We start from the raw sequence: 25,248 nt of genomic DNA on the forward strand, positions 1-25,248 counted from the left end.
CCTTCCTTGGAATGCGTATCTAAGCCTTCATTCGGCGACCAGATGCCGAAGTCGCCTACTTCCTTGACGGACCCTTGCGCTCGGCCGATGCCGCCCAGAGATTGATGTCCGACTCGCGGGCAAAGCTGTCGATCTCGGCGAGCTCTGCATCGCTGAAGTCGAGCGCCTCAAGCGCGCCGACGCAATCCTCGACCTGTTCCGGCCGGCTGGCGCCGATCAGCGCCGACGTCACCCTGCCCCTGCGCAGCACCCAGGCCAGCGCCATCTGCGCCAGCGTCTGGCCGCGGCGACGGGCGATGGCGTTCAGCGCCTCGATATTGGCGACGGACTTGTCGTTGATGAATGCCGGGCGTAGCGACTTGCCCTGGCTGGCGCGGCTGCCATCGGGGATGCCGCCGAGATATTTGTCGGTCAGCATGCCCTGCGCCAGCGGCGAGAACACGATGCAACCGACGCCAAGCCCCTCCAGCGTATCGAGCAGGCCGTCATCCTCGACCCAGCGGTTGAGCATCGAATAGCTCGGCTGATGGATCACGCAAGGCGTGCCGAGCTGCTTCAATATATCGGCGGCCTCGCGGGTGCGCTGCGAATTATAGGAGGAAATGCCGGCATAGAGCGCCTTGCCCGAGCGCACCGCGTGATCGAGCGCGCCCATCGTTTCCTCCAGCGGGGTGTCGGGGTCGAAGCGGTGCGAATAGAAGATGTCGACATAGTCGAGCCCCATCCGCTTCAGGCTCTGGTCGAGGCTGGCCAGCACATATTTGCGGCCGCCCCATTCGCCATAAGGCCCTGCCCACATTTCGTAGCCGGCCTTGGTCGAGATGATCAGCTCGTCGCGATAGCCGGCAAAGTCCTTCCGCAGGATCTCGCCGAACGCCCGCTCCGCCGAGCCGGGCTGCGGGCCGTAATTGTTGGCGAGGTCGAAATGCGTGATGCCGAGGTCGAAGGCCTTGCGCGTAATCGCCTGCTTGGTTCTATGCGGCGTGTCGTCGCCGAAATTGTGCCACAGCCCAAGCGAGATCGCCGGCAGCTTCAAGCCGGAGCGCCCGCAGCGATTGTAGATCATCTTTTTGTAGCGGTTCTCGGCGGGGACATAGGGCATGGGAAATCCTCATATCTCATATCGAAACGCGCCCGACGGCTGCCGACGCGATGACGGGCAAGTCGGCTCCAGCCTCACCCTTAGCCTCTCCCCGCGCAAACGGGGAGAGGCTGTTGCGGTCCTTGGGAGGTGCGCCGCCTACTTCGTTTTCTTCTTCGCCAGCAGCTCCTTCGCCGCCTTGACGCCGAGTGCCGCGGGCCGCTCGCAGCTGGTCTGCATGGCAACGAACTTTCCGGTCTCGCCCGAGCGCAACAGGCCGGTCATGACGTCGACGGCATGCAGCGCCAGTTCCATCGAGCAGCGGTGCGGCCTGCCTTCGGTAATCGCTATCGCCATATCGGCAAGGCCGGCGGTGCGGTAGTTGGCCATCATGCCTTGCGAATGCATCTCGTTGGGCACGCCGAACGGATGCGGCCATTTCGGCAGCTTCTTGACCGGCTTGGCGGCCTCGGTGAAACGCACGTCGCCGCCGAAGAAGTTCGGATCCGGCACGAACACCGTGCCGGCCTCGCCATAGAGTTCCATCGGCGCGTGGCCGTGGCTCCAGACATCCCAGCTGGTGTTGAGCGTCACCACGGCGCCGTTCTCGAACTCCAGCACGCCGTGGATCGTCGTCGGCGTGGAGACCGGGATCTTTTCGCCGGCGCGCGGCTTCGAGCTGATGATGCGTTCCGTCATCGGGATCGAAGCGAAGGCCGCGACCCGCTTCACCGGCCCGATCAGCTGGATCAGGTTGGTGATGTAATAGGGTCCGATATCGAGCACCGGCCCGGCGCCCGGCTGAAAGAAGAAGTCCGGATTGGGGTGCCAATGCTCCATGCCATGGCTCATCACATGACATGTGCCGCTGGTGACCTTGCCGAGCCTGCCGGTGTCGATGAGGTCGCGGACAAGCTGGTGCGCGCCGCCGAGGAAGGTGTCGGGGGCCGAACCGATGCGCAGCCCCTTGCTTTCCGCCCGTTTTTTCAGGTCGAGCCCTTCCTTGACCGACAGCACGAAGGGCTTCTCCGAATAGACGTGCTTGCCGGCATCGAGGATCTGCTTCGACACCTCGTAATGCACCGCCGGAATGGTCAGGTTGACGATGATGTCGATATCGTCGGCCTTGAGCAGCCCCTCGACGGTCTCGGCGCGCAGCTTGAACTCTTTTGCCCGCGCTTTCGCCGCTTCCATGTTGATGTCGGCGCAGGCGCGCATCTCGATGCCGCGAAACAGCGGCGCCAGCGAGAAATACGCCTTCGAGATGTTGCCGCAGCCGATGACGCCGATGCCAAGTTTTGTTGCCATGCTGGTGTGCTCCTAATAGGTCTTGGCGGCTGCGATCGAGCGGCGGGCGAAGCGCTCGATATCGTTGGGATTGTCCTGTTCCATGACGTAGTATTTTGCGGCGCTTTTGGCGTGTAGCGCCTTGATCAGGCCGGGCCAGTCGATGGTGCCGTGGCCGACGTCGGACCAGCCGTCCTCGTCGAGGCCCTCGCCCGGCTTGGCCAAGTCCTTGACATGGACGGCGACGATGCGCTTGCCGTGCTTCTCGATCCAGGGCAGCGGATTGACGCCGCCGCGCACCACCCAGGCGACGTCCATCTCCCAGCCGATGTCGGGCGCGGAGGACAGGATATGGTCCTGCGGCACCGAGCCGTCGGCAAGCGCCTTGAACTCGAAATCATGGTTGTGCCAGGCAAAGCCATAGCCGGCTTTCCTGGCCGTCTCGCCGACCTTGGCCAGGCGTTCGCCGAAGCCGCGCCAGCCGGCTGTGTCGGCCGGCCTGAACTCGGCGTTCAGGAACGGGCAGATGAGCAGCGTGATGCCGAGCGCGTCGGCCGTCCTGCGCACGCCGTCGAAATCCTTCTCGAGCGCGTCGATCGAGAAATGCCCGGTCGGCATGGCGAGCCCGTTCTTGTCGAGCTCGGCACGGAACGCCTTGGGACCGTCATAGACGCCGCCGAACCCTTCGACTTGGCTGTAACCAAGCTCCCCCAGCATCTTGAGCACGCCCTCCCAGGGCTGGAAATTGCGGGCGCTGTAAAGTTGGAATGACCAGTTCATCGTCTCTGTCCGTTTTCTTGTGGATGGTTAGTTTTGGGGGGATGAGTCTTGGGGGAGTGGAAGAGTCTTGGGAGTGGAAGAGTCTTGGGAGGCTAAATCATGCTCTAGAGGCGGTTACCTGTGGCGGCGTCGAAAAGCGAGGCGCGCATCGGGTCGAAACCGATGCCGACCGCCTCGGCGTTGTTTGGCGTGCGCTCGGCTGTCACCCGCACCGTGAAATTCTGGCCGGCGAGCTTCAGCCAGACCAGCGTGTCGGAACCCATGGGCTCGACGACCTCGACATTTGCCGTGGCTGCGAACGGCCATCCCGTGCCGCTGTTGAACGCCACGTGCTCGGGGCGGATGCCGAACACGGCCGGCCCTGGCACCGGCTCCTTCTCGAAAGCATAGGTGGCAAGCGGTATCCGCACATCATCGGCGACGAAGTGCCAGTCGCCTGCCGCTTGCTCCAGTCTGCCGTCGAGGAAGTTCATTGCCGGCGAGCCGAGGAAGCCGGCGACAAACCGGTTGACCGGCCGGTTATAGATGGTCTGCGGCGCATCGAGCTGCTGGATGACGCCGCCCTTCATCACCGCGATACGGTCGGCCAGCGTCATCGCCTCGATCTGGTCGTGGGTGACGTAGATCATGGTGTTCTCGAGCTTGCGATGCAGCAGCTTGATTTCGACGCGCAACTCCGCGCGCAGCTTGGCGTCGAGGTTGGAGAGCGGTTCGTCGAACAGAAAGACATCGACGTCACGCACAAGTGCGCGCCCGATCGCCACGCGCTGGCGCTGGCCGCCGGACAGCGCCGCCGGCTTGCGATGCAAAAGCGGTTCGATCTGCAGGATCTCGGCGGCCCGGGCGATGCGCTTGGCGATCTCGTCCTTGGCGAGGCCGGCAACGCGCAGCCCGAACGACAGGTTCTTCTCCACCGTCATCTGCGGATAGAGCGCGTAGGACTGGAACACCATGCCGATGCCGCGATCCTTGGGCTCTTCCCAGGTGACGTTCTTGCCCTTGATGAAGATGCGGCCTTCGGAAACGTCGAGCAGCCCGGCAATGCAGTTGAGCAAGGTCGACTTGCCGCAGCCGGACGGGCCGAGCAGCACGATGAATTCGCCTTCGGCAACATCGAGGTTGAGCGTCTGCAGCACCGATATCGCACCGAAATTCAGCGACAGGTTCTGGATCGAGACGCTGGTGCCGTTTGCCGCAATGCTGCCGTTTGCGTTCATCGCCATCATCCTTTCACCGCACCGGCGGCGATGCCGCGCACAAACAATTTTCCGGACAGGAAATAGACGATCAGCGGCACCAGGCCGGTCAGGATGGTGGCTGCCATGTTGACGTTGTATTCCTTCACGCCTTGCACCGAGTTGACGATGTTGTTGAGCTGCACCGTCATCGGATAGGTATCGGGGCGGGTATAGACGACGCCGAACAGGAAGTCGTTCCAGATGCCGGTCACCTGCAGGATGATGGCGACGACGAAGATCGGCAGCGACATCGGCAGCATGATGCGGAAATAAATGCCCCAGAAGCCGGCGCCGTCGACACGCGCTGCCCGGAACAGCTCCTCCGGCATGGAGGTAAAGTAGTTGCGGAACAACAGTGTGAGGATCGGCATGCCGAAGATGGAATGGACGATCACCAGGCCGCTGAGGCTGCCGTAAAGGCCGACTTCGCGCAGGATGATGACGATCGGATAGATCATCACCTGATAGGGGATGAAGGCGCCGACGATCAGGATGATGAAGAAGGTGTCGGCACCTTTGAAGCGCCAGTTGGCAAGCGCATAGCCGTTCACCGAGGCGAGCGCGATCGACAGGATCACCGACGGGATGGTGATGCGCACCGAATTCCAGAAGCCACGCGACAGCCCGTCGCAGTTGAGCCCGGTGCAGGCGCTCGACCAGGCCTTGACCCAGGGCTCGAAGGTGATCTCCATCGGCGGCGAGAAGATGTTGCCGAGGCGTATCTCGGGCATGCCTTTGAGCGATGTCACCACCATGACGTAGAGCGGCAAAAGATAGTAGAGCGCCACCACGATAAGCGTGCCGTAGAGGAAGATGTTGCGGCGCGAGAACGTGTGGCGCGGCTTCGGTCCGCTCGGCCCGTAGGCTTCGAGCCCGCCGGCGCCGCCAATAGCGGGCAATGAAACGGTATGGTCAGACACGCTTCTTGCCTCCGAACTCGAGATAGGCCCACGGCACGATGACAATGATCACCGACACCAGCATCATCGTCGAAGCGGCGAACCCTTGGCCGAGGTTCTGGGCAAAGAACATGTAGTCATAGACATATTTGGCCGGGACTTCGGAGGCGATGCCGGGTCCGCCGCTGGTCTGGGCGACGACAAGGTCATAGATCTTGACGATACCGGCAGCGATGATGACGAGCGTGGTGATAAACACCGGCCGCATCATCGGTATGACGATGAACAGATAGGTCTTCCAGGTCGGTATCCCGTCGACCCGCGCGGCCTTCCAGATATCCTCGTCGATGCCGCGCAGGCCGGCCAGCATCAGGCACATGATGAGCCCGGTGCCCTGCCAGAGAGCGGCGATCAATATGCCGTAGATGACGATGCTGGAATCATAGAGCGGATTGAAGCTGAAGCTCTCCCAGCCGAGGCTGCGCACCACTGCCTGGACACCGAACTCGGGGTTGAGCAGCCACTGCCAGACGAGGCCGGTGACGATAAAGGACAGGGCGAAGGGATAGAGGAAAATGGTCCGGAAGGTGTCCTCGAACCGGATCTTCTGATCGAGCAGGGCGGCAAGCAGGAAGCCGATGACCAGCGAGAACACCAGCGACAGCACGCCGTAGATCAGCAGGTTCTCGATCGAGACCAGCCAGCGCGGCACCGACCACAGCCGGTAGTACTGGTCGAGCCCGACGAAATTCAGCCGTGGCAGGAGCTTCGAACTGGTGAAGGAATAAAGCACCGTCCACGCGCTGCCGCCGACAAAGATCACCAGCGCGGTGAGGATCATTGGGATCGAGGCGATTTTCGCATTGAGGTTGCGAAAGAGTTGGCTAGGGCGTTCGCTCTTGCTCATCTGCACAGCCGCGCTGGATCGGGTAAGGGCGGGAGGGTCAAGAGGCCTTGACCTGAGCTCCCGACCCTGCGCTCGCAGGGGCGGGAGTGAGGTGGTTGGTCGATCGCTCAATCGGCCGAACCGACGATGGCGGCAAAGCGCTTCTGCGCATCTTCCACGGTCATGTCCTGCTTGGCGAAGAACTCGGAGAACAGATCCTCCTTCTGCTTCTGCGTATCCTGCGAAAGCAGTTGATCCGTCCAGGGCATGACATTGCCCTTGGCGAGAATTTCGAGCCCCTTCTTCATGCAGTCGTTCGCCGCCTTGAGGTCGACGTCGCCGCGCACCGGCAGCGAACCTTTCTTGAGATTGAAGGCGACCTGCGTCTTGGGATCGAGCAGCGTGTGGGCCAGCACTTCCTGTGCCTTCGATTTTTCGGGATCCTTCAGCAGCGGGAAGTAGAAAGCGTCGCCGCCGGTGGCGATGACCTCGTTGAGACCGAGGCCCGGAAGGCAAGTATAGTCCTTGCCGGCGGTCTGGCCGGCAACCTGGAACTCGCCCTGCGCCCAGTCACCCATGATCTGGCCGCCCGCCTTGCCGGTGATGACCAGATTGGTGGCCTGGTTCCAGTCCTGCACATTGGTGTTCTTGGCCATCTTGCGGGCATCGTCCGCGGCCTTGAAGACCTTGGCGACCTCGGGCCCGGCGGCGAATTCCGCGTCCTTGTCCTTGTAGACCTTGAGGAAGGCGTCGGTGCCGCCGACCGCCGCAAGCAGCACGTCGAAAGCGCCGGAGGCCTGCCAGGGCTGGCCGCCGACCGCGAGCGGCTGGATGCCTGCTTTTTCAAGCGCGGGCGCCGCAGCGACATATTCATTCCAGTTCTTCGGCACCGGCACGCCGGCCTTTTTGAAGGCCGCATTCGACAGCCACAGCCACTGCCAGGAGTGGATATTGACGGGCACGCAATAGATCTTGCCGTCGAGGGTACAGCCGTCGAGCAGGCTCTTCGGCTGCACGATTTCCGTCCACTTTTCCTTGGTGGCGAGATCGGTGAGGTCGCGCATCAGCCCGGCCTGCACCAATTCTTCCGCCTGCCGGCCGTGATTGAACTGGGTCGCGCCCATCGGGTCGCCGCCGGTGATGCGGCTGATCATGATCGGCCGCGCCGTGCCGCCGGAGCCGGCGATGGCGCCGTCAACCCAGTGATTGCCCGTTGCGTCGAAAGCCTTGGCGAGTTCGGCGACCGCTGCCGCCTCGCCGCCGGAGGTCCACCAATGGGTGACTTCCAGATCCGTCGCGGCCGCCGGGCCGGCAAATTGCAGCGCGACCGTCGCAGCCAGCGCAGCAGTCATGAGTTGGTATCGCATTTCGTTCCTCCCAGAATCTGAAACGTTACAGATTTTCGATACGGCAATTGCTTGAGGCGCGCAACCCCTCAGGCGAAGGTGGCATCAAGTTTTTTCGAAGCGCGAATAAAATCGCACGGCGCGTCGGCCTACCGCATCGCAACAAGAGGGGTTGCACTGCAAAATGGAATGCTGCGACGCCAAAAAATCGGAAAAGCCCGTTCCAATCACGGTTTTGCACCGACTGCAGCACCGCTCGTTCTGCATCTGTCACCAGTGATATGGCGATGGTCGTGACAATCTGTAACGTTTCAGTATATAGCGGTTTCATTCGGTGAGGGCCCGCGGCGAACGCGCGGCCGGCCGATTGCCGGCCTGTCCGGCAACTGTTATGCGCCTGACGGGGCGGGATGAATGAACAGGCATCAAAAAGAGAAGGCCGACGAAGCGTCGGGCCAGGGCCGGCCGACACTGAAGACGCTCGCCTTCATGACCGGGCTGGGCGTCACCACCGTGTCGCGCGCGCTGAAGGATGCGCCCGAGATCGGCGCCGAGACCAGGCGGCGCGTCCAGCTTGTCGCCAAGCAGATCGGTTATCGGCCCAACCGTGCCGGCGTCCGCCTGCGCACCGGCAAGACCAATGTCATCAGCCTGGTGCTCAACACCGAGCACGAGATCATGAGCTTTGTCTCGGATATCATCTACGGCGTTTCCGAAGTCATTGCCGACACGCCCTACCATTTGATCGTGACACCCTACTCGCGCTCGCAGGATCCGCTCGACCCGATCCGCTACCTCGTGGAAACCGGTTCAGCCGACGGCGTCATCATTTCGCGCACGCAGCCGAACGATCCGAGGGCCCGTTATATGCTGGAGCGCGGCATCCCCTTTGCCACGCATGGCCGCACCGATATGGGGCTGATCCATCCCTACCATGATTTCGACAATTATGCTTTCGCAGCCGAGGCAGTGCGCCATCTGGCCGGCCTCGGCCGCCGCCGCCTGGCTCTGTTGGCGCCGCCGGTCGAACTGACCTATCACGGCCACACGCTCGCAGGCTTTGCCGATGCGCTGAGCGAGGTCGGCGCCAGCGAGATTCCGTTCAACACCGTTTCGATCGATCATTCGATCGAGCAGATCAGAATGCGGACCGCGCAGCTGATGCGCCGCGAAAGCCGCCCGGACGGTTTCATCAGCAGCGCCGCCGCCGCGACGCTCGCCATCGTCGCCGGCATCGAAGACGCCGGCCTCAAGCTTGGCCGCGATGTCGATGTGGTGTCCAAACAATCGTCGGAGCTTCTGCATCTGTTTCGCAGCGAATTGCTGGTCGTCAACGAGAACTTCCGACTGGCCGGCGCCGAACTCGCCCGCTCGGTGCTGGGCTGGATCGGCGGCGCCGCACCCGGCACCCTGCAAAGCCTGAGCGAACCGGGCGAAGTCCAGGCCTATCGCCGCCCGGCGTGAGCGGGACATGTTCAAAGTGAACTGGCACCCGCTCCATCTATTGTCATAGCCGCATTTCTGCGGCGCCAAGTGGTTCCACTTGGCTGCAAAATGCGCGCTGCCGACTGGCAACCTTGGGGCCGGAAGCGGTCCGGCAGCTAACAGTTAACGCAAGGGAGAAAGCCGCCGCCTGCCGGCGAGTCTCAAGCTCTTGGAAAACCCATCCTCAGGAAGTTACGCTGATGAATCTACTATAACATTGGCGCATGCGAATCGATTTGTCAGATCCGTCGGTCGATGCCTTAGCCGAGATTATCTCGGGCGGCTCGGCCGGCGGCTACGAGCCGTCAATTGGCCTTTACCGGCAGGGGTGGCGGTTGGAGGCTTGGTTCAAGGGCTTTGGGGTACCCTTCGACATCAAAGGCGAGAGCCGTTTACCTGCCACCAAGACGGCCATCCATGGCGCAATGTTCATCGACACAGGCAACGGCGAACTGCTCAAACGGATCATCGAGAGCGCGGCAGACCCGCGCGACTTCATCAAGGAGCCTGAGCGACACACCGCTGTTGTCGAGTACCTCAACAAGCACTTGTTCTACGACGGACTCAACTTAGAGCCCGCCGGGCGCACAATGCGCCTGGTCGAGATTGTGGAAACTGCCCCGGTTACCAATGAGCTTTCCGCAATGGCCGTCGGCATCGACTTCGATACGGTCAGCCGGGACCTAGATCGTGCGCTTCGAGCGGCCGCCGCAGACCCCGAGTTGGCAGTTACATCGGCTTGCGCAGCCGTCGAGAGCGTCTGCCGCTCTATCCTTGTCGAGCTGGAGCTCGACTTCCCTGCCAAACAGGACATCAGCTCGCTCTATCGCGCAGTACGCGATCCACTTGGTCTGGATCCGATGAAAGAAGGTTTGGCGCCCGAGATCGTCAACGACGTGAAGGCGGTGCTCTCCGGTTTGGTTACTTCGGTGCAGAGCATCGGCTCCCTCCGCACTCACGTCGGCGGCGCCCATGGCAAAGAGAAAGGGTTCCGACGTATCGATGCCCGCATAGCCAAGCTTGCTATCCATTCCGCGTCCGCGATCGCGCTCTTCATCATCGAGACGTGGCAACTGCGCCATCCTGGGCGTGCGCTGCCACTGCGCGACAAGCCGAAAGAAGCGTCATGAGTGAGAAGCCGATAATCCTGAAGTTGATGCCCGATCGCGCGGACGAAGGCCTTCGTGTCGCCTATCATCCGAAAAAGGTCGGTGACTATGAGATCGAGCTCCAACTCAAACCGGAAGCACTGAAAGCGGCGGCGAAAGCCAAGCCCGACTTCGAGGCGCCGACAGAGCCGATCATTCTTGCCCGATACAAGGCCTCGACCCGCACCCTCACCACATATCCGATCAGCACAACCTTCGGGGCCTATTTCCTCGAGCCCAAATACCTCCATCTAGAGACCATCATTCTCGAAGACGTCGACTCACTGGGCGCGATCAAGGACGATGACTACCTCTACTTTGAGGAGTTGCCAGCAGGCATCATCAGGGAGCCCTTGGCCGGCTTCGGCTTGGCTTACGACATGCGATTCATCGCGGAGGCGGCAGAGCGCCAGAGCGGCGTTACCACGCTGCGAATCTCGGACGACAAAGGGGTATCCCGCAAGGGCGACGTGCTTACGATGTCGTACTCGATGTTCGACAAATTTCGTCGCGATATCAACCGTACGCACAAGCGATCCATCGACCTGGCAAACAGGGCGAAGCGCGAGTACCTCGACGCCAATCTCAACATCATGCTTGATCCAGACTTCGAGCTTCCGATCGGCGACGGCACCCGTCGGCCAGTCGCCGACATCCTTGCTGAGACGCTCATCGGCAAGTCTCGATCGCCGGAGGCCGAAGCCAAGGCCGCAGCTCGCACGGTCAAGAAGTCGGTCAGGACGTTGGCAGAGCAAGAGCCGGGGGAGCTGCTCGATTTGTGTCGTGAAATCGAGCTCGTGTCGCTCGAGGAGCTGATCGAGATTTTCGATAAGAAGCTCAGCCAGACCGGTCTGCAAGAGCGTCACTGGCAGGAGTTCTTCAACGCAAACGCTTTTATTCTGCAGCTCGCTTTCAACCTGCCAGCGCTGGCCTTCGGCGACCAGGTCGCGGTCGGTGGCACGAAATTCGATGGTAGCGGCGGCAAGCTGGCTGATTACGCCATCAGGCTCGGACTGTTCGGCAACCTTGCACTGATCGAGATCAAGACGCCCAAGACTGCTTTGCTTGTGAAACGTCCCTACCGCGGTGGCGTATACGCGCCTTCCGAGGAACTGAGCGGTGCGGTTACGCAAGTGCTTGACCAGCGGCACCAGTTGCAGAACGACATCAACAGCAAGAAGATCGCCTCGAAGGCGTACGACGTCTTCACCTACGCGGTGCCCTGCATCGTGATCGCAGGTCAGTCGCCCGCCGCAGACGAAGAGAAGAAGAGCCTCGAGCTTTACCGCAATAACCTGCGCGACGTGATTGTCATCACGTTCGACGAACTGCTCGCCAAGCTGAAAGCGCTCCATGAATTTCTGGCTAAGAAGCCCGAGCCGATGAAGCCTGAGCCACTGAGGCGAAAGCCGGTCGAGTCTAGTGACGATGACCTGTTCTAGTGACGCGGTCCGATATTGCCGCGCACTAACTAACTATAGGGGAGAGGCCGCATCGCGATCTCAACCGTCGGGTAGCATGGTGTTCTTATCACGCGACTGGGCTTGGCAGCCGTTGGCCACTGACTTTCAGCGACCACTTTCCATCCCGTTGCTGACACGCCCTCTTCGAAAAGCAGACTGGCCGCTTTCTGTAGCTTGCGTATCACACGCGAACGGCCGGGATAAGGCGCTAACCCGCCGCCTCACTCCCCCACGGGCCATGGAAAGCGCCCTGACCATCGATGCGCTCGAAGCCGTGCGCGCCGAAGAAATCGCGCTGCGCCTGGATCAGGTTCGAAGTGCCGCGGCTCTGCCGGTAACTGTCGAAATAGGCAAGTGCAGATGACAGGGCCGGCACCGGCGAGCCGGCTTCGGCTGCCCTTGCCACGACACGGCGAAGCGACGGATGTGCCTCCTGCATCAACGAGACGAAAGCCGGCGCCATCAACAGGTTGGTGGCTGCGCCGCCGCCGCCGAAGGCCTCCGCCATCGTATCCAGCAATTGCGAGCGGATGATGCAGCCGGCCCGCCAGATCTTGGCGATGACCGGCATCGGCAGGTTCCAGTTGAATTCCTTCGACGCGCCGCTCATCACCGCGAATCCTTGCGCGTAGGCGGCGATCTTGCCGGCAAACAGCGCCAGCTCGAGATCGGCGAGCAGGGCGTCCCTGTCTCCGGAAATCTTGCTCACGCCGCCGCCATAGACCTTTTCGGCGGCAAGCCGCTCGTCCTTGATCGACGACAGTACGCGTGCCGCCACAGCCGCCTCGATCGCGGTGGCCGGGATGCCTAGCTGCTGCGCCTCGATCACCGACCATTTGCCGGTGCCTTTCTGGCCGGCGCGGTCGAGGATGATGTCGACCACCGGTTTGCCGGTCGTGGGATCGTCGGCGGCCAGCACCTTGGCGGTGATCTCGATCAGGTACGAATTGAGCCTGCCCGTGTTCCACTGAGAAAACACCTCAGCGATCTCTTTCGGCCCCATGCCGAGCCCGTCGCGCAATATGCCGTAGATCTCGGCGATCATCTGCATGTCGGCATATTCGATGCCGTTGTGGATGGTCTTGACGAAATGGCCGGCGCCGTCGGTGCCAAGCCACGCCGCGCAAGGCTCGCCCTTGAACTTGGCCGAGATCGCGGTCAGCACCTTTTCGACGCGCTTCCAGGACTCTTCGGTGCCGCCGACCATGATAGAGGGACCGTGGCGTGCGCCCTCCTCGCCGCCGGACACGCCCATGCCGATGAAGGTCAGGCCCGAATCGGTAAGCTCGGAGAAGCGCCGCATCGTATCGCGGAAATTGGCATTGCCGGCGTCGATGACGATGTCGTTGGCCGACAGCACGCCGCGCAATGCCGCGATCTGCTCGTCGACCGGCTTGCCGGCCAGCACCATGATGATGATCGGCCGCGGCGGCCGGATCGCGGCGGCCAGTTCTTCGAGGCTGTAGCAGGGCACCACCCTATCCCGAAGCGCGCCGGCATTTTCGACAAAGGCATCGGTGCGCGCCGCGGTGCGATTGAAGACGGCGATGCGGTGCCCCTTCTCGGCGATATTGAGCGCCAGGTTGGAGCCCATCGTGCCAAGGCCGATCAGGCCTATTTCGGCTTTTTCCATCGTTTCTTCCCTGCTTTCGGATCTTGTTGGTTTGAGCCCGCGATTGGGTTGGACGCCCATTCTTGATGGCGATGATTGACGGGGGTTCGCGGCCGCGTCAACCGCCTCGCCGAATTGTGTTGCGTGGACCAGCGCTCTCGTCACGGCCTGATGTCGATCGGCGCCTCTATCTTCACCATCTCGAAATCCGAGACCAGGATATTGAGCCGCGCCGTCCACCGGCCGGCGACCGGAATGACGAGATCGTCGACGCGCCAGGTGCCGTCGCCGGGATTCGTCGCCGGGCGTTTGATGGGCTCGATGCCGGAATCGGGCTTTGACAGCACCAGCGTTACCTGCTTGGCGTCGAGCGGGCCGAAATCGCCGGTCATGATGAAGATCGAAGCGGCAACAGGTCCGGTGTGCCCGGGCGCAATGCTGAGATCGGCCATCGCTTGCAGCGTGTGGATATGCACCGATGCCGGCTGTGCCGCGGCGATCGCCAGCGCCCGCGGCGGCGGCGTGAAGCGCCAGCCGGCGGCAACGCCGAAGATCGCCAGCACGATCAGCACCTCGATGGCGATCGAGCGGGCCAGCCGCCGCTGGACTTCCGTTTCGCCCGCCTCAGCCGGGGCCGTAAGCTTGAAGCGATTGACGGCGGCGAGCGTGAACAGAAGGACGAGCAGCACCAGCTTGAGCAGCAGCAGCCGGCCGTAGGCCGTATGGACCAGCGCCGACGGCGTTTGCACCTGGATGACGGCGAGCACGATGCCGGCTGCCGCAAGCACCGCCACGACGAACAGGATCGCTCGTGAAAACCGGCGCAGCAACGGCCCGGCTTTGTCCGGCTGCCGTTTCAAGGCAAGACCGAGCGGCGCCAGCGCCCCGGACCAAATCGCGATACCAGTGGCGTGCAGAAACACCATCGGCCGGGTCAGCCATTGCGGCTCGGCAGCACTGGCATGCCCGCTGGCGGCAAGTGCTGCGCCAACGCCAACCAGTCCGGCTAAGGCCAGCGGCTTTGCGTCGGCGGGCGGCACGACCAGCGATAGCTGGCCAAGGCCGAGCGCCATCAGCGCGATCAGCACCGTCCAGCCGAAGCTGGTGCCAAGCCCGGTCTGCCAGATGACCGGCTGCGCCAGCCGGGCAAGCGGCGCGCCGAGTGCATCCAGCCCCTGGAAACCGAGCGACAAGAGTGCGGCGGCCAGCCCGCACAGGATCGCGGCGACGACAAGGTTCTGGCCGGATCGACCGCCTTGCGCCAGCCAGGCCTGCGCAAAGGCACCGCCGACACCGAAAAACAGGCCGATGTATAGAAAAACCTTGCCGATCCAGATCGCCGTTCGAAGCTCCCGGTCGACAGCTTCGGAGGCGGCCGGCGCAGCACTCGGTGCACCGACCGAGAACAGCACCGAGCCGCCGACCGGATGCCCGTCGGCGGAGATTACCCGCCAGCTCAGCACATGCGTGCCGGATTTCAGCGCCTGCGGATTGTCGACCTCGACGGTCTGGCCGCTGAGCCGGAAAGATCTCAGCGGGACCGCCGTGCCGTCGGGCCGCACCAGCGTCAGCACCAGCGGCGAAACCGGTTCGCTGAAGGTCAGCGACATCTGCGACGGGCTCTGCGCCAGCACCGCACCGTCAGCCGGCTCGGCCTTGATCAGCGCCGCATGGGCGAAGGCTGCGTTTGGCGCGGCAATGGTGGCAAGCAGCACAATCGCGGCCAGCAGGCCGATGGCAAGCCGGCCGGTTGTGCAGGCCGTTCGGACGATGGATGCCGCGCTCATGTCACCGCCACAAAGACAGCGGCGCGCTCTTTCGGATAGAGCGCGCCGCGTAAGGATCACTTCTTCGGCAGCAGCTTGAGGCCGGGCGCCGGAAATTCCAGCGCGTCCTCAGCCTGCCCGGCCGCCGGAATCTCGATCCAGCGATCGGCAACCCCGTCACATTCCTGCACCACCGGGAAATGCAGCGTCTGGCCTGCCGGCAGATCCGCCGCCAGCGTCGCGCGAAAGACGAATTCGTCGTAGAACTCGTCCGGCAGGCTGCCGGCGCTCCAGTCGATCTCCTTGACGCCGCTGGTCACTGCCTGGCCGTAGAGCTGGTAGGACTTTTCGTATTTGCCGTTCTTGACCTGCAGTGTCCAACCCGGCTTCGGCATCGGTTTGACCGAGAGCACCCCTTCCGGGATCTGCACGCGCAGCGCGGTCGTCGCCTTGCCCTCGCAGCCATGCGGCACCCGAAGAACCGCCTTGTAGGTCGAGCCCACCGCCGCCTCCGGCGTTTCGAGCGTGATGTGGGCAAAGGCCGCGCTGGTCCCGAGGACAAGAAGCACGCAGCCGGGCAAAAGAGATTTCTTCATGACGGTACCTCTCGAAGCGGCCAAGTCAGTCTTCGTCCTGGGGCGCCGCGCTGCCGATGCCTTGCACGGCGAATTCAATCTGCACGGGCCCGGCTTTCTCGAAGGTCAGCGTGGCGGAGAACATTTCGCCCTCCATGGGCTGCCGCTTCAAATCCATGAACATCAAATGATAGCCGTTGGGCGCCAATGCGACCTTGCCGCCAGCCGGGATTTCGAGGCCGCCGGTGACCGGCCGCATCGTCATCACGCCATTGCTGACGCCCATCTCGTGCAGTTCGGCCTTGGCCGAAATGTCGGAGGTGATCGACAGCAGGCGATCCGGCGCACTGCCGGTGTTGGTGATGGTGAAGTAGCCGCCGGCCACCTTGGCGCCGGCTGGTGTGGCGCGCGACCAGGGGTGCCCGATCTCGAGATCGCCAAGCTTGAACTCGTGTGCCAACACCGTCTGGGCGCTGGCGAACAGGAGGGCAAGAACGCAAAGGGCGACGCCGAGACGCTGCTCGAAACTACCCAGTGAGAAGCGCCTGCGGCTGGATGCGGCAGCGCGAAAAGAGTGAGACATGATTGCTCCGTGGACTTTAAGGGGGATCGCGCCGATGGCCGGTCGCGAACGATGTCGATAAACGCGCCGGCAAAGCGTTGCGCGGCGCGAACCAGAACGGATCAGGCCGTCGCCGGTGGTGCGCGCGGATTGGACGGAGTGCGGGCGCGGGCGAAATCGCGATGCCGGAAGGCCGGCAGGAAAAAGGCGATGGTTTCGATGGAAAGGCTGCGAGCCAGGCTCCCGGCTGCATCCAGCGGCGCATAGACCGCCGAAACGAGATTGCAGCCAAGCATGCAGCAAGCCGGCATGTGCTGCTGATGCGGATCGCCGGCGGGGAGTTGCGCCGCACCGTCATGGGTGCAGATCGTGTTGCCGAAAGCATCGAATTGCGAGGCTTTCGGCTCGACGCCGGACGCAAACGCGCCGAACATCGACTGGAGCATGAAAAGCCACGCCGCGGCGAACGCGACCGGCATGCTCCATCGTCTCCGGCGTATGGTCAAGAACCAGCCTCTTCACGCAGCAACGTCAGCTCTCTAGCACGGAGCCGGCGGCCGGAAAATCGCCAAAACGTTGCTGCGGCAACGCAACACAATCACGCGCGTTGCGGCTGCCTGCCCTCGGGAATGGACGTCAGCAGCGTGTGGCGGGCCGATTTCAGGTGCTTGCGGCAGGCGGCGTCGACCTTGGCGAGATCGCGCGATTTGAGCGCGGCGATATAGGCGAGATGCTCCTGGACCGCGACTTCGTTGCGCTCGCGCTCCTGCGCCTTGTTCCACTGGTAGTGGTAGTGGAAGATCATGGCGATGACGTCGTAGAAATCGACGATGAAGCGGTTGTGCGACGCCCGATGGATCAGCCGGTGAAAGCGCTCGTCAAGCTCGGAGAATTCGTTGAAGCGCACGGCGATCTCGCGCTCCAGCCGGTGATGCTCGTCTTCCAGGCGGTCGAGGTCGGCCCACACCGGGCTGTCCTCGGGCAGAGCGGCAAAGGCTGCGGCCGAGCGCAGTTCGAACATCTCGCGGATTTCGGTCAGCTCCAGCGCGAAGGCGCGGGTAAAGCCTTTCAGCACCCAGTGGCTGTTGCGGCGCTTCTCGATCAGCCCGAAGCGCGAGAAGCGGATCAGGAATTCGCGCACGCTGGTGGTGCCGACGCCGATCTCGCGCGCCAGTTCGAGCTCGTTGATCTGCATGCCTGCTTCGGCACCGCTGGCAAGCAGCCGCCGCATGAAGGAGCGCTCGATGATCTCGGCCAGCGTGTCGGTTTCTTCCTCGGGGAAGAAATCGTCCGGTCGCGGTTCGCGCAGGACCGTCTTGCTGCGCTTGTTCCAGTCGATCAGCCCGGTTTCTTCCATGCGCGCAAGGATAGTGCGGACCGTCGTGCGGCTGACGCCGAGCAGCGTACCCAGCTCCGGCTCCGAAGGCAGGCTCCTGGTTTCGTCGAGCAGCCTCAGACCGCGATTATAGGCGTCCTTGTAAACGTTGTTGCTCTTCGACATCCCCTGCCCCGTGGCGCATCGGCGTTTGCGGCCAGTGTGAAGCGTTTCTCGCGCATGAAACCGGTACCTTTTCGGAAAACATCATGCGCAACGCTAGTTTTGGTTGTAGAGCCTGCTTCTCGCATCCAAAAGACGCGTCGCGCTCTGGCGAAAAAACAATTGACGCAAAAATGTTTTTTCACGATAAAAGACATTATATGTTAAGAGCCGCGTGTCAATCCGCTCGCGCACCCAGGAACACACCCAGGAAGCTCCCGTGAACGCCGCAAACAGCATTCTTCTGTCTCCCGCCGACAATGTCGCGGTCGCCAATGGCCGCATCGAGATCGGCACCGTGCTGCCGGGCGGCGCCGTCGCCGCCGCAGTGATCGAGCCGGGCCACAAAGTGGCGATCAAGCCGATTGCGGCCGGCGAAGCCGTGGTCAAATACGCCCAGGCGATCGGCCGCGCCACGCAAGACATCGCGCCCGGCGAGCATGTCCATTCGCACAATCTGGTCTTCGAAAGCGGGCGTTTGCCGGTGGTGCCGCCGAGCGAGGCAGTGCATGCGACCGAGGCCGACCGCGCCCGCACCTTCATGGGCTACCGCCGCGCCGACGGCCGCGCCGGCACGCGCAACTTCATCGGCATTCTCGCCAGCGTCAATTGCTCGGCCACCGTCTGCCACGCCATCGCTGACGCGGCGAACCGCACGCTTCTGCCGCAATATCCCGGCATCGACGGCTTCGTCCCGATCGTCCACGGCCAGGGCTGCGGCATGAGCGCCACCGGCGACGGCATGATGGTGCTACACCGCACGCTGGCCGGCTACGCCCGTCATCCGAATTTTGGTGGTGTGCTGATGGTCGGGCTCGGCTGCGAGGTCAACCAGCTCACCCTCTACGGCCAGAAGGGCGTTGCCGCGGGAAAACGCCATTTCAACATCCAGGAAGCCGGCGGCTCGCGCAAATCGGTCGAGAAGGCGCTGATCGTGCTGGCCGAGATCGCCGAGGAGGTCGGCAAGCTTCAGCGTGAGCCGATCCCGGTCAGCGAGATCGTCGTCGGCCTGCAATGCGGCGGCTCCGACGGCATGTCCGGCATCACCGCCAATCCGGCGCTGGGTGCCGCGGTCGACATTTTGGCCGGCGTCGGCGGTGTCGGCATCCTCTCCGAGACGACGGAGATCTACGGCGCCGAGCACCTGCTTGCCTATCGCGCCGCCACCCCCGAGATCGCCGCCAAGCTCGACGGCTACGTGAAATGGTGGGAAGACCATGTCGCCAAGCATGGCGCTTCCATCGACAACAACCCATCGCCGGGCAATAAGCGTGGCGGCCTGACCACCATCCTGGAAAAGTCGCTCGGCGCGGTCGCCAAGGGCGGCCAGACGCCGCTCAACGGCGTCTTCGGCTATGCCGAAAAGGTCATCGGGCACGGGCTGGTGTTCATGGACACGCCCGGCTACGACCCGGTCTCGGCCACCGGCCAGGTGGCGGGCGGCGCCAACGTCATCGTCTTCACCACAGGCCGCGGCTCCTGCTTCGGCTGCCGGCCGACGCCGTCGATTAAGGTCGCCAGCAACTCGACCATGTATCACACGATGGAAGAGGACATGGACGTGAATTGCGGCGTCATCGCCTCGGGCGAAAAGACCATCGCCGGCATGGGCCGCGAGATCTTCGAACTGATCGTCGAGACGGCTTCGGGCCGCAAGACCAAGAGCGAAGAGTTCGGCTACGGCGACAACGAGTTCGTGCCTTGGCATCTCGGAGCGACGCTCTAAGCCGGACATGCGCAATAGTCGCGAACACCGGACGTGATCGCCAGGCGTCACAGTTCCAACGCTCCCGAAAAAGAATGAACATTCCATATTGACTGGACGATGGAATTAATATTCCATGCGACATATAGGAGGAGATTGGCAGCGGAGTTCCGGAGGGAGCAAGCTTTCCCGCCCAGCCATTCGAGCGGCCATCAAACATCGCTTGCGCCGACCGAGGTGATGCACTATCAAAATGCGGTAAATGTTTTTTATTGATAAAGTTCCGTTTGGGCCGCGCCATCCGAATGGAGCTTCCGTAACATTCACCGGGCGACTTAGGGAGGACTCCTAATGAAATTCGTGACCAGCATTCTCAACCGCCGCGCCTTCGTGGCACTTGCAGCCGCCTCGATGCTTGCCGGCGTGATGCATTCGGCGCCGGCATCCGCGGCCGACGCGACCATTCCGATCATCGTCAAGGACACCACGTCCTTCTACTGGCAGATCGTTCTGGCCGGCGCCCGCAAGGCCGGCAAGGATCTCGGCGTCAACGTGCCGGAGCTCGGCGCCCAGGCCGAGACCGACGTCAACGGCCAGATCTCGATCCTCGAAAATGCCGTCGCCGGCAACCCGGCGGCCGTCGTCATTGCGCCGACCGAAGCCAAGGCGCTCGGCAAGCCGATCGACGAGGCCGCCACCAAGGTCAAGATCATCGGTATCGACTCCGGCGCCGACTCCAAGGCCTTTACCTCGTTCCTGACCACCGACAACATCCAGGGCGGCCGCGTTGCCGCTGACGGCCTTGCCGCAGCCATCGGCGAAGCCAATGGCGGCAAGGTCGAGGGCGACGTCGCCCTGATCACCGCTCTTCCGGGCGCCGGCTCGCTCGAACAGCGCGCCCAGGGTTTTAAGGAACAGCTCGCTGCCAAATATCCGGGCCTCAAGCTGGTCGCCGACAAATACGCCGACGGCCAGGCCACCACCGGCCTCAACATCGCCACCGACCTGATCACCGCCAACCCCAACCTCAAGGGCATCTTCGCCTCCAACCTGATCATGGCGCAGGGCGTCGGTCAGGCGATCGCCGAGAACAGTCTTGCCGGCAAGGTCGGGCTGGTCGGTTTCGACAGCGACGAGAAGCTGATCAAGTTCCTCAACGACGGCGTCATCTCGGCGCTCGTCGTCCAGGACCCGTACCGGATGGGCTATGACGGCATCAAGACGGCGCTCGCCGCCTCGAAGGGCGAGAAGGTCGAGGCCAATGTCGATACCGGCGCCAATTTGGTTACCAAGGCCAACATGAAGGATCCGAAGATCGACGCGCTGCTCAACCCGAAGCTCGACTGAGCATAGCCGCAAGTGAACTGTTTCCGGGGCCTTTTCGCCCCGGAAACATCCCACTCGTGCCAATCGCGAGGCCAATCTTTGGGGGCCAATCTGGGAGGATTGTCATGATGTCGACGGCGCAGGAACTGCATCCGGCCCCAACGCTGGAACCGGGCAGGACCATCCTCGAACTCCGCGGGCTGGAAAAGCGCTATCCCGGCACCCACGCGCTGAAGCCGGTCGATCTCGCCTTCAAGGCCGGCGAGATCCACGCCATCGTTGGCGAGAACGGCGCCGGCAAATCCACCCTGATCAAGCTTCTGACCGGCGTCATGCCGCGCACCTCCGGCGACGTCATCTGGGAGGGCAAGCCTGCCGCATTGGCAACGCCGCATGAGGCGATGGCGCTCGGCATCAATGCCGTGCATCAGGAAGTCGTCCTATGCCGCCATCTCACCGTCGCCGCCAACATGTTCCTTGGCGAGGAGGATTCCCGCTTCGGCATCCTGCAGCAGCGGGCGATGGTCAGGCAGGCGCAGAAGATCATCGACGATCTCGGTTTCGACCTGCCGGCGCATGTCATGCTGGGTGACCTGACCATCGGCCAGCAGCAGTTGATCGCCGCCGCCCGCGCCACGGTGCGCGGCACCAAATTCCTGATCTTCGACGAGCCGACCGCCTATCTTACCCGCAAGGAGGCCGACCAGCTGTTCACGCTGATCCGCCGGCTGAAGGGCGAAGGCGTCACCATCATCTACATCAGCCATCGCATGGAAGAAGTGTTCGAGCTCGCCGACCGCGTCTCGGTGCTGCGCGACGGCACGCTGGTCGGCACCAGGAACATTGCCGAGACCAATGACGCCGAGCTGGTCAAGATGATGATCAACCGCTCGATCGAGCAGGTCTACCACAAGGAGCATTTCACCCCCGGCGCGATCATCGTCGAAACCAGGAACCTGTCCGGCAAGGGTTTCGAAAATGTCTCGATGTCCGTCCGCGCCGGCGAGATCGTCGGCCTCTACGGCCTGATCGGCGCCGGGCGCAGCGAGTTCGTCACCACGCTCTATGGCCGGCACCGCAAATCGGCCGGCCAGATCCTCTGGGAGGGCAAGGAGGTCAAGGTCAATTCCGAACATGACGCGATCAGGCTCGGCATGGCGCTGGCCCCGGAAAGCCGCCGCGACCAGGGCCTCTGCCTCAACCTGCCGGTCGGACTCAACCTCAATCTGCCGATCTACAAGCGCATCTCGAGCAATCTGCTGATCTCCCGCGCGCAGGAAAAGGCGCAAGCCGATCGCCAGATCGCCGACCTGCGCATCAAGACGCCGACGCGCGGCGCGCTGGCCTCCAGCCTGTCCGGCGGTAACCAGCAGAAGATCGTCATCGGCAAATGGCTCGCCCATGGCGCCAAGCTATTCATCTTCGACGAGCCGACTGTCGGCGTCGACGTCGGCACCAAAGCCGAGATCTACCGCCTGTTCGGCGCGCTGTTGTCCAAGGGAGCCGGCATCATCCTGATCTCGTCCTACCTGCCCGAGGTCTATGAACTCGCGGACACGCTGCACGTGTTCCGGCGCGGCAAGCTAGTGGCCACGCACGGCTTTCGTACCGCTGACCACGAGGAGATCCTCACCCAGGCGCTGGCCGAGAAACAAGAAAAACCGGGAGGACGGATATGAGCACCGAGGCGATCGCTGCCGAAAGGCCGAAACGCAACTACAACGCCCTGTTCGGGCTGACACTGCTGGCGCTGCTGGTTCTTTTGTGGGTCATCCTGTCGGTGGCGACGCCGAGCTTCGCCTCGGCCAACAACATCTCCAACCTGTTGCGGCAAGGGTCGATGATCGCCATCCTGGCGGTCGGCCAGACCTTCGTCATCATCACCGGCGGCATCGACCTTTCCGTCGGCGCCGTGGTCGGCTTCGCCACCGTCATCGTCGCGATGCTGATCAACGCCGGCACACCGGTTTTCCTCGCCATCCTGATCACCTTGCTGGTCGGCGTCGCCATCGGCATGTTCCATGGGTTCGGCATCGTCAAGATGGGGCTGCCGCCCTTCATCATCACCCTGGCAACGCTGACCTCGCTGCGCGGCATCGGTCTGTTGATGACCAATGGCAACTCGATCTCGATCAACAATGACGCCTTCCAGACGTTCTCGCGCAGTTCCTTCGCCGGCGTCCCCAATCTGTTCTGGATGGTGATCCTGGTCGGCATCCCAGCCTACATCTTCCTGCACCACAGCCGCTGGGGCCGCTATCTGTTCTCAGTCGGCTCCAACGCCGAGGCGTCGCGCCTGTCAGGCGTCAACGTCCAGCGCACCATCTACATGGCCTACACGCTGTCGGGCCTGTGTGCGGCCTTCGTCGGCGTGCTGCTTGCCTCGCGCATCGGCATCGGCAATCCGACGCAGGCCGAGGGCTGGGAATTGCAGGCGATCGCCTCCTCGGTGATCGGCGGCACCTCGCTGTTCGGCGCTGTCGGCTCCGTGCACGGACCGCTGCTCGGCGCCTTCATCCTTGCCACCATCAACAACGGCGCCAATCTGCTCAACGTCAACGCCTTCTGGCAGCGCATCATCACCGGCGTGCTGATCATCGTCATCGTCTATTTCGACGGGCTGCGCCGCCGCGGCAAATAGACTGCCTCCCAACAACCGCCGGCCTCGCGACAGCAGGGCCGGCGGTGCCATGAACCGACTGGATTGAAGCATGAAAGCCGTCGTCTGCCGCTCGCCCGGCGAACTTGTCCTCGAAGACCGCCCGGAGCCTGGCGCGCCCCCCGCCGGCTGGGCGCTGGTCGCCGTCAGCCATGTCGGCATCTGCGGCACCGACTATCACATCTTCGAAGGCAAGCACCCGTTCCTCGCCTATCCCCGCATCATGGGCCACGAGGTTTCCGGCACCGTGATCGAGGTTGGCGAGGACGTCGATCTCGCCGTCGGCGAAGCGGTGGTCGTCAATCCCTATCTCGCCTGCGGCAAATGCATCGCCTGCCGGCAAGGCAAGCCGAATTGCTGCGTCAGGATCGAGGTGCTCGGCGTCCACCGCGACGGCGCCATGTGCGAGCAGATCCTGGTGCCGGCGCAAAATCTTTATCCGGCAAACGGCTTGTCGCTGGCCGATGCCGCCGCCGTCGAATTCCTAGCGATCGGCGCCCATGCCGTGCGGCGCTCGCTGGCTGATCCAGGAGCGCGCACGCTGGTCATCGGCGCCGGCCCGATCGGGCTCGGCACGGCGCTGTTCGCCCGCATCGCCGGGCTCGATGCGACGCTGCTCGACATGAGCGCTGAACGGCTTGGCTTTGCCGAAAGCGAACTCGGCTTCGCGACGCTCGACGGCTCGCGGGGCGCTGCTGCCGACCTGGTGCGGGAAGCAACCGGCGGCGACGGCTTCGACGTGGTTTTCGATGCCACCGGCAACACCCGGTCGGTGCAGTCGGCCTTCGCCCATGTCGCGCACGGCGGGGCGCTGGTCCTGGTCAGCGTCGTCAAGGACGACATCGCCTTTTCCGATCCCGAATTCCACAAGCGCGAGATGATGCTGATCGGCAGCCGCAACGCCCTGCGTGCCGATTTCGACCATGTCGCCGCCTCGATCCGCAACGGCGCGCTGCCGCTGGCAAAGCTGGTCACCCACCGCACCACGCTTGGCGAGACGCCGCACGACCTCGCCCGCTGGGCGCATGAGAAGTCCGGCCTGATCAAGGCCGTCATTCAAGTCGGATGATGCCAGGGCTGCCGCATCTCAGAGCGCCGACAATTTGAGCTCGATCCGCTCGGCCGGGAAGCGCGACTCCGAAAACTGTATCGGCTGACCGTCGGGCGTGACGTTGACGGCGACCGTCACCAGCACGATGGCGCCGGGCTGCAGCTCGAGGTCCGCAAGGTCGGCGGCATCGGCATGGCGCGCCGACAGCACGGTCGATTGCCTGAGATAGTCGTCGATGCCGAAACGTGCCAGCGATGCGGTGATCGAACCGGTTTCCGCCATGGCGGCATCGATGCCGGCAAAGCGCCTGGCATCGAACCAGCCGGCCGCGCGGGACACCGGCATTCCATCGGCTTCGCCGCGCGTTTCCAGGCGTATCACATCGGCCCCCGTCGCAAGGCCTAAGCCCTCTGCGACACGACGGTTGGCCGGCTCGATCGATGACGCGAGCAAGGTGATATGCCGCTCGGACGCCTGTCCTTGCAATCCCTCGGAAAAGCGGGTGCGGGCGCCGATCGGATAAGACAGCCGCTTGCGCGACAGCACGAAGGTGCCGCGCCCCTGCTCCGCCCTGAGCACACCCTCCTGCACCAGCGCTGCGATAGCGCTGCGCACCGTGTGGCGGTTGACGCCATAGCGTCCGGCCAACGCGATCTCCGGCGGCAGCGCCGCATTTTCGGGAAAATCGCCGACGGCAATCGAATGCAGGATCTGATCGGCGATCTGCCGCCACAGCGCGACACCGCTGCGCCGCTCGATGCTGTTGGCTTGTCCGATCATCTCCCGCCCCAATTCCTTGCGCCGATCTTTTGGCCCGTGTCATGCACCCGTCATAGACACGC

At 63.2% G+C, this 25,248-nt stretch carries 22 protein-coding genes; 8 read left to right on the forward strand and 14 right to left on the reverse strand.

The genetic code is table 11. The features are described 5' to 3' along the window. Window positions 1-55 precede the first annotated feature (55 nt). From mgrA to NKJ32_RS11790, 7 genes are all read right to left on the reverse strand, one after another. Window positions 56-1,102, reverse strand: a complete 1,047-nt coding sequence (gene mgrA / locus NKJ32_RS11760) for an L-glyceraldehyde 3-phosphate reductase (RefSeq protein WP_352644086.1) — start codon at window positions 1,100-1,102, stop codon at window positions 56-58. Window positions 1,103-1,240: 138 nt separating this feature from the next. Then, window positions 1,241-2,389: a Gfo/Idh/MocA family protein gene (locus tag NKJ32_RS11765; protein ID WP_352633787.1), complete on the reverse strand. Its 1,149-nt coding sequence runs from the start codon at window positions 2,387-2,389 to the stop codon at window positions 1,241-1,243. Window positions 2,390-2,401: 12 nt separating this feature from the next. Then, entirely contained in the window at window positions 2,402-3,148 is a 747-nt protein-coding gene (locus NKJ32_RS11770; RefSeq protein ID WP_352755105.1) for a sugar phosphate isomerase/epimerase family protein, read from the reverse strand. A gap of 104 nt (window positions 3,149-3,252) precedes the next feature. Next, window positions 3,253-4,365, reverse strand: a complete 1,113-nt coding sequence (locus NKJ32_RS11775; protein WP_352456789.1) for an ABC transporter ATP-binding protein — start codon at window positions 4,363-4,365, stop codon at window positions 3,253-3,255. Between the two features lie 5 nt (window positions 4,366-4,370). Then, entirely contained in the window at window positions 4,371-5,306 is a 936-nt protein-coding gene (locus NKJ32_RS11780; protein ID WP_352588397.1) for a carbohydrate ABC transporter permease, read from the reverse strand. After that, window positions 5,299-6,192 (reverse strand): carbohydrate ABC transporter permease, encoded by an 894-nt coding sequence (locus tag NKJ32_RS11785; protein ID WP_352755107.1) that lies wholly within the window; start codon window positions 6,190-6,192, stop codon window positions 5,299-5,301. Before NKJ32_RS11785 ends, NKJ32_RS11780 begins: the two co-directional genes overlap by 8 nt. A gap of 107 nt (window positions 6,193-6,299) precedes the next feature. Beyond that, window positions 6,300-7,538 carry an ABC transporter substrate-binding protein gene (locus tag NKJ32_RS11790; RefSeq protein WP_352506635.1) on the reverse strand — a complete coding sequence of 413 codons (1,239 nt, stop codon included), beginning with the start codon at window positions 7,536-7,538 and terminating at the stop codon, window positions 6,300-6,302. Between the two features lie 393 nt (window positions 7,539-7,931). Here NKJ32_RS11790 and NKJ32_RS11795 point away from each other — a divergent pair, with 393 nt between their 5' ends. The 3 genes from NKJ32_RS11795 (at window position 7,932) to NKJ32_RS11805 (ending at window position 11,592) form a co-directional block, all read left to right on the forward strand. After that, window positions 7,932-8,981: a LacI family transcriptional regulator gene (locus NKJ32_RS11795; protein WP_352644082.1), complete on the forward strand. Its 1,050-nt coding sequence runs from the start codon at window positions 7,932-7,934 to the stop codon at window positions 8,979-8,981. Between the two features lie 245 nt (window positions 8,982-9,226). Further along, entirely contained in the window at window positions 9,227-10,132 is a 906-nt protein-coding gene (locus NKJ32_RS11800) for an abortive infection family protein (protein ID WP_352827604.1), read from the forward strand. Beyond that, entirely contained in the window at window positions 10,129-11,592 is a 1,464-nt protein-coding gene (locus tag NKJ32_RS11805; protein ID WP_352755109.1) for a Shedu immune nuclease family protein, read from the forward strand. The genes NKJ32_RS11800 and NKJ32_RS11805 overlap by 4 nt, the downstream gene beginning before the upstream one ends. Before the next feature lie 229 nt (window positions 11,593-11,821). On the opposite strand, the gene gnd is transcribed toward NKJ32_RS11805, so the two are convergent. The 6 genes from gnd to NKJ32_RS11835 form a co-directional block, all read right to left on the reverse strand. Beyond that, the gene (gene gnd, locus NKJ32_RS11810) at window positions 11,822-13,246 is read right to left on the reverse strand and encodes an NADP-dependent phosphogluconate dehydrogenase (protein WP_352827607.1); all 1,425 of its coding nucleotides are present in this window, start codon (window positions 13,244-13,246) and stop codon (window positions 11,822-11,824) included. Between the two features lie 140 nt (window positions 13,247-13,386). Next, window positions 13,387-15,012, reverse strand: a complete 1,626-nt coding sequence (locus tag NKJ32_RS11815) for a copper resistance CopC/CopD family protein (RefSeq protein WP_352755114.1) — start codon at window positions 15,010-15,012, stop codon at window positions 13,387-13,389. Between the two features lie 56 nt (window positions 15,013-15,068). Beyond that, the gene (locus NKJ32_RS11820; protein ID WP_352588428.1) at window positions 15,069-15,587 is read right to left on the reverse strand and encodes a YcnI family copper-binding membrane protein; all 519 of its coding nucleotides are present in this window, start codon (window positions 15,585-15,587) and stop codon (window positions 15,069-15,071) included. 25 nt (window positions 15,588-15,612) lie between these two features. Next, window positions 15,613-16,149: a copper chaperone PCu(A)C gene (locus NKJ32_RS11825; protein ID WP_352588431.1), complete on the reverse strand. Its 537-nt coding sequence runs from the start codon at window positions 16,147-16,149 to the stop codon at window positions 15,613-15,615. Between the two features lie 101 nt (window positions 16,150-16,250). Then, window positions 16,251-16,607, reverse strand: coding sequence for a DUF2946 family protein (locus tag NKJ32_RS11830; RefSeq protein ID WP_352588434.1), 357 nt, complete (start codon window positions 16,605-16,607; stop codon window positions 16,251-16,253). A gap of 119 nt (window positions 16,608-16,726) precedes the next feature. After that, complete coding sequence (locus tag NKJ32_RS11835) at window positions 16,727-17,629, reverse strand: GntR family transcriptional regulator (RefSeq protein WP_352448373.1); 903 nt, start codon at window positions 17,627-17,629, stop codon at window positions 16,727-16,729. Between the two features lie 256 nt (window positions 17,630-17,885). Between NKJ32_RS11835 and NKJ32_RS11840 the strand changes: the two genes are divergently transcribed. The 5 genes from NKJ32_RS11840 to NKJ32_RS11860 all read left to right on the forward strand — a co-directional run bounded on the left by NKJ32_RS11840 (window position 17,886) and on the right by NKJ32_RS11860 (window position 24,424). Then, entirely contained in the window at window positions 17,886-19,391 is a 1,506-nt protein-coding gene (locus NKJ32_RS11840) for a UxaA family hydrolase (protein ID WP_352568273.1), read from the forward strand. A 330-nt stretch (window positions 19,392-19,721) separates the two neighbouring features. Continuing rightward, window positions 19,722-20,717: an ABC transporter substrate-binding protein gene (locus tag NKJ32_RS11845; RefSeq protein ID WP_023675208.1), complete on the forward strand. Its 996-nt coding sequence runs from the start codon at window positions 19,722-19,724 to the stop codon at window positions 20,715-20,717. Window positions 20,718-20,821: 104 nt separating this feature from the next. Next, window positions 20,822-22,375: a sugar ABC transporter ATP-binding protein gene (locus NKJ32_RS11850; protein WP_352755116.1), complete on the forward strand. Its 1,554-nt coding sequence runs from the start codon at window positions 20,822-20,824 to the stop codon at window positions 22,373-22,375. Continuing rightward, a complete protein-coding gene (locus NKJ32_RS11855; RefSeq protein ID WP_352755119.1) occupies window positions 22,372-23,337 on the forward strand; it encodes an ABC transporter permease in 966 nt (321 codons plus the stop codon). Before NKJ32_RS11850 ends, NKJ32_RS11855 begins: the two co-directional genes overlap by 4 nt. Window positions 23,338-23,407: 70 nt before the next feature. After that, the gene (locus NKJ32_RS11860; RefSeq protein WP_352755121.1) at window positions 23,408-24,424 is read left to right on the forward strand and encodes a zinc-binding alcohol dehydrogenase family protein; all 1,017 of its coding nucleotides are present in this window, start codon (window positions 23,408-23,410) and stop codon (window positions 24,422-24,424) included. An 18-nt stretch (window positions 24,425-24,442) separates the two neighbouring features. On the opposite strand, the gene phnF is transcribed toward NKJ32_RS11860, so the two are convergent. Beyond that, window positions 24,443-25,186: a phosphonate metabolism transcriptional regulator PhnF gene (gene phnF, locus NKJ32_RS11865; protein WP_023675205.1), complete on the reverse strand. Its 744-nt coding sequence runs from the start codon at window positions 25,184-25,186 to the stop codon at window positions 24,443-24,445. Between the last annotated feature and the right edge of the window lie 62 nt (window positions 25,187-25,248).

Origin of the sequence: Mesorhizobium sp. M0159 (assembly GCF_040322295.1) — a bacterium.
In the GTDB taxonomy this organism is placed as follows: Bacteria; Pseudomonadota; Alphaproteobacteria; order Rhizobiales; family Rhizobiaceae; genus Mesorhizobium.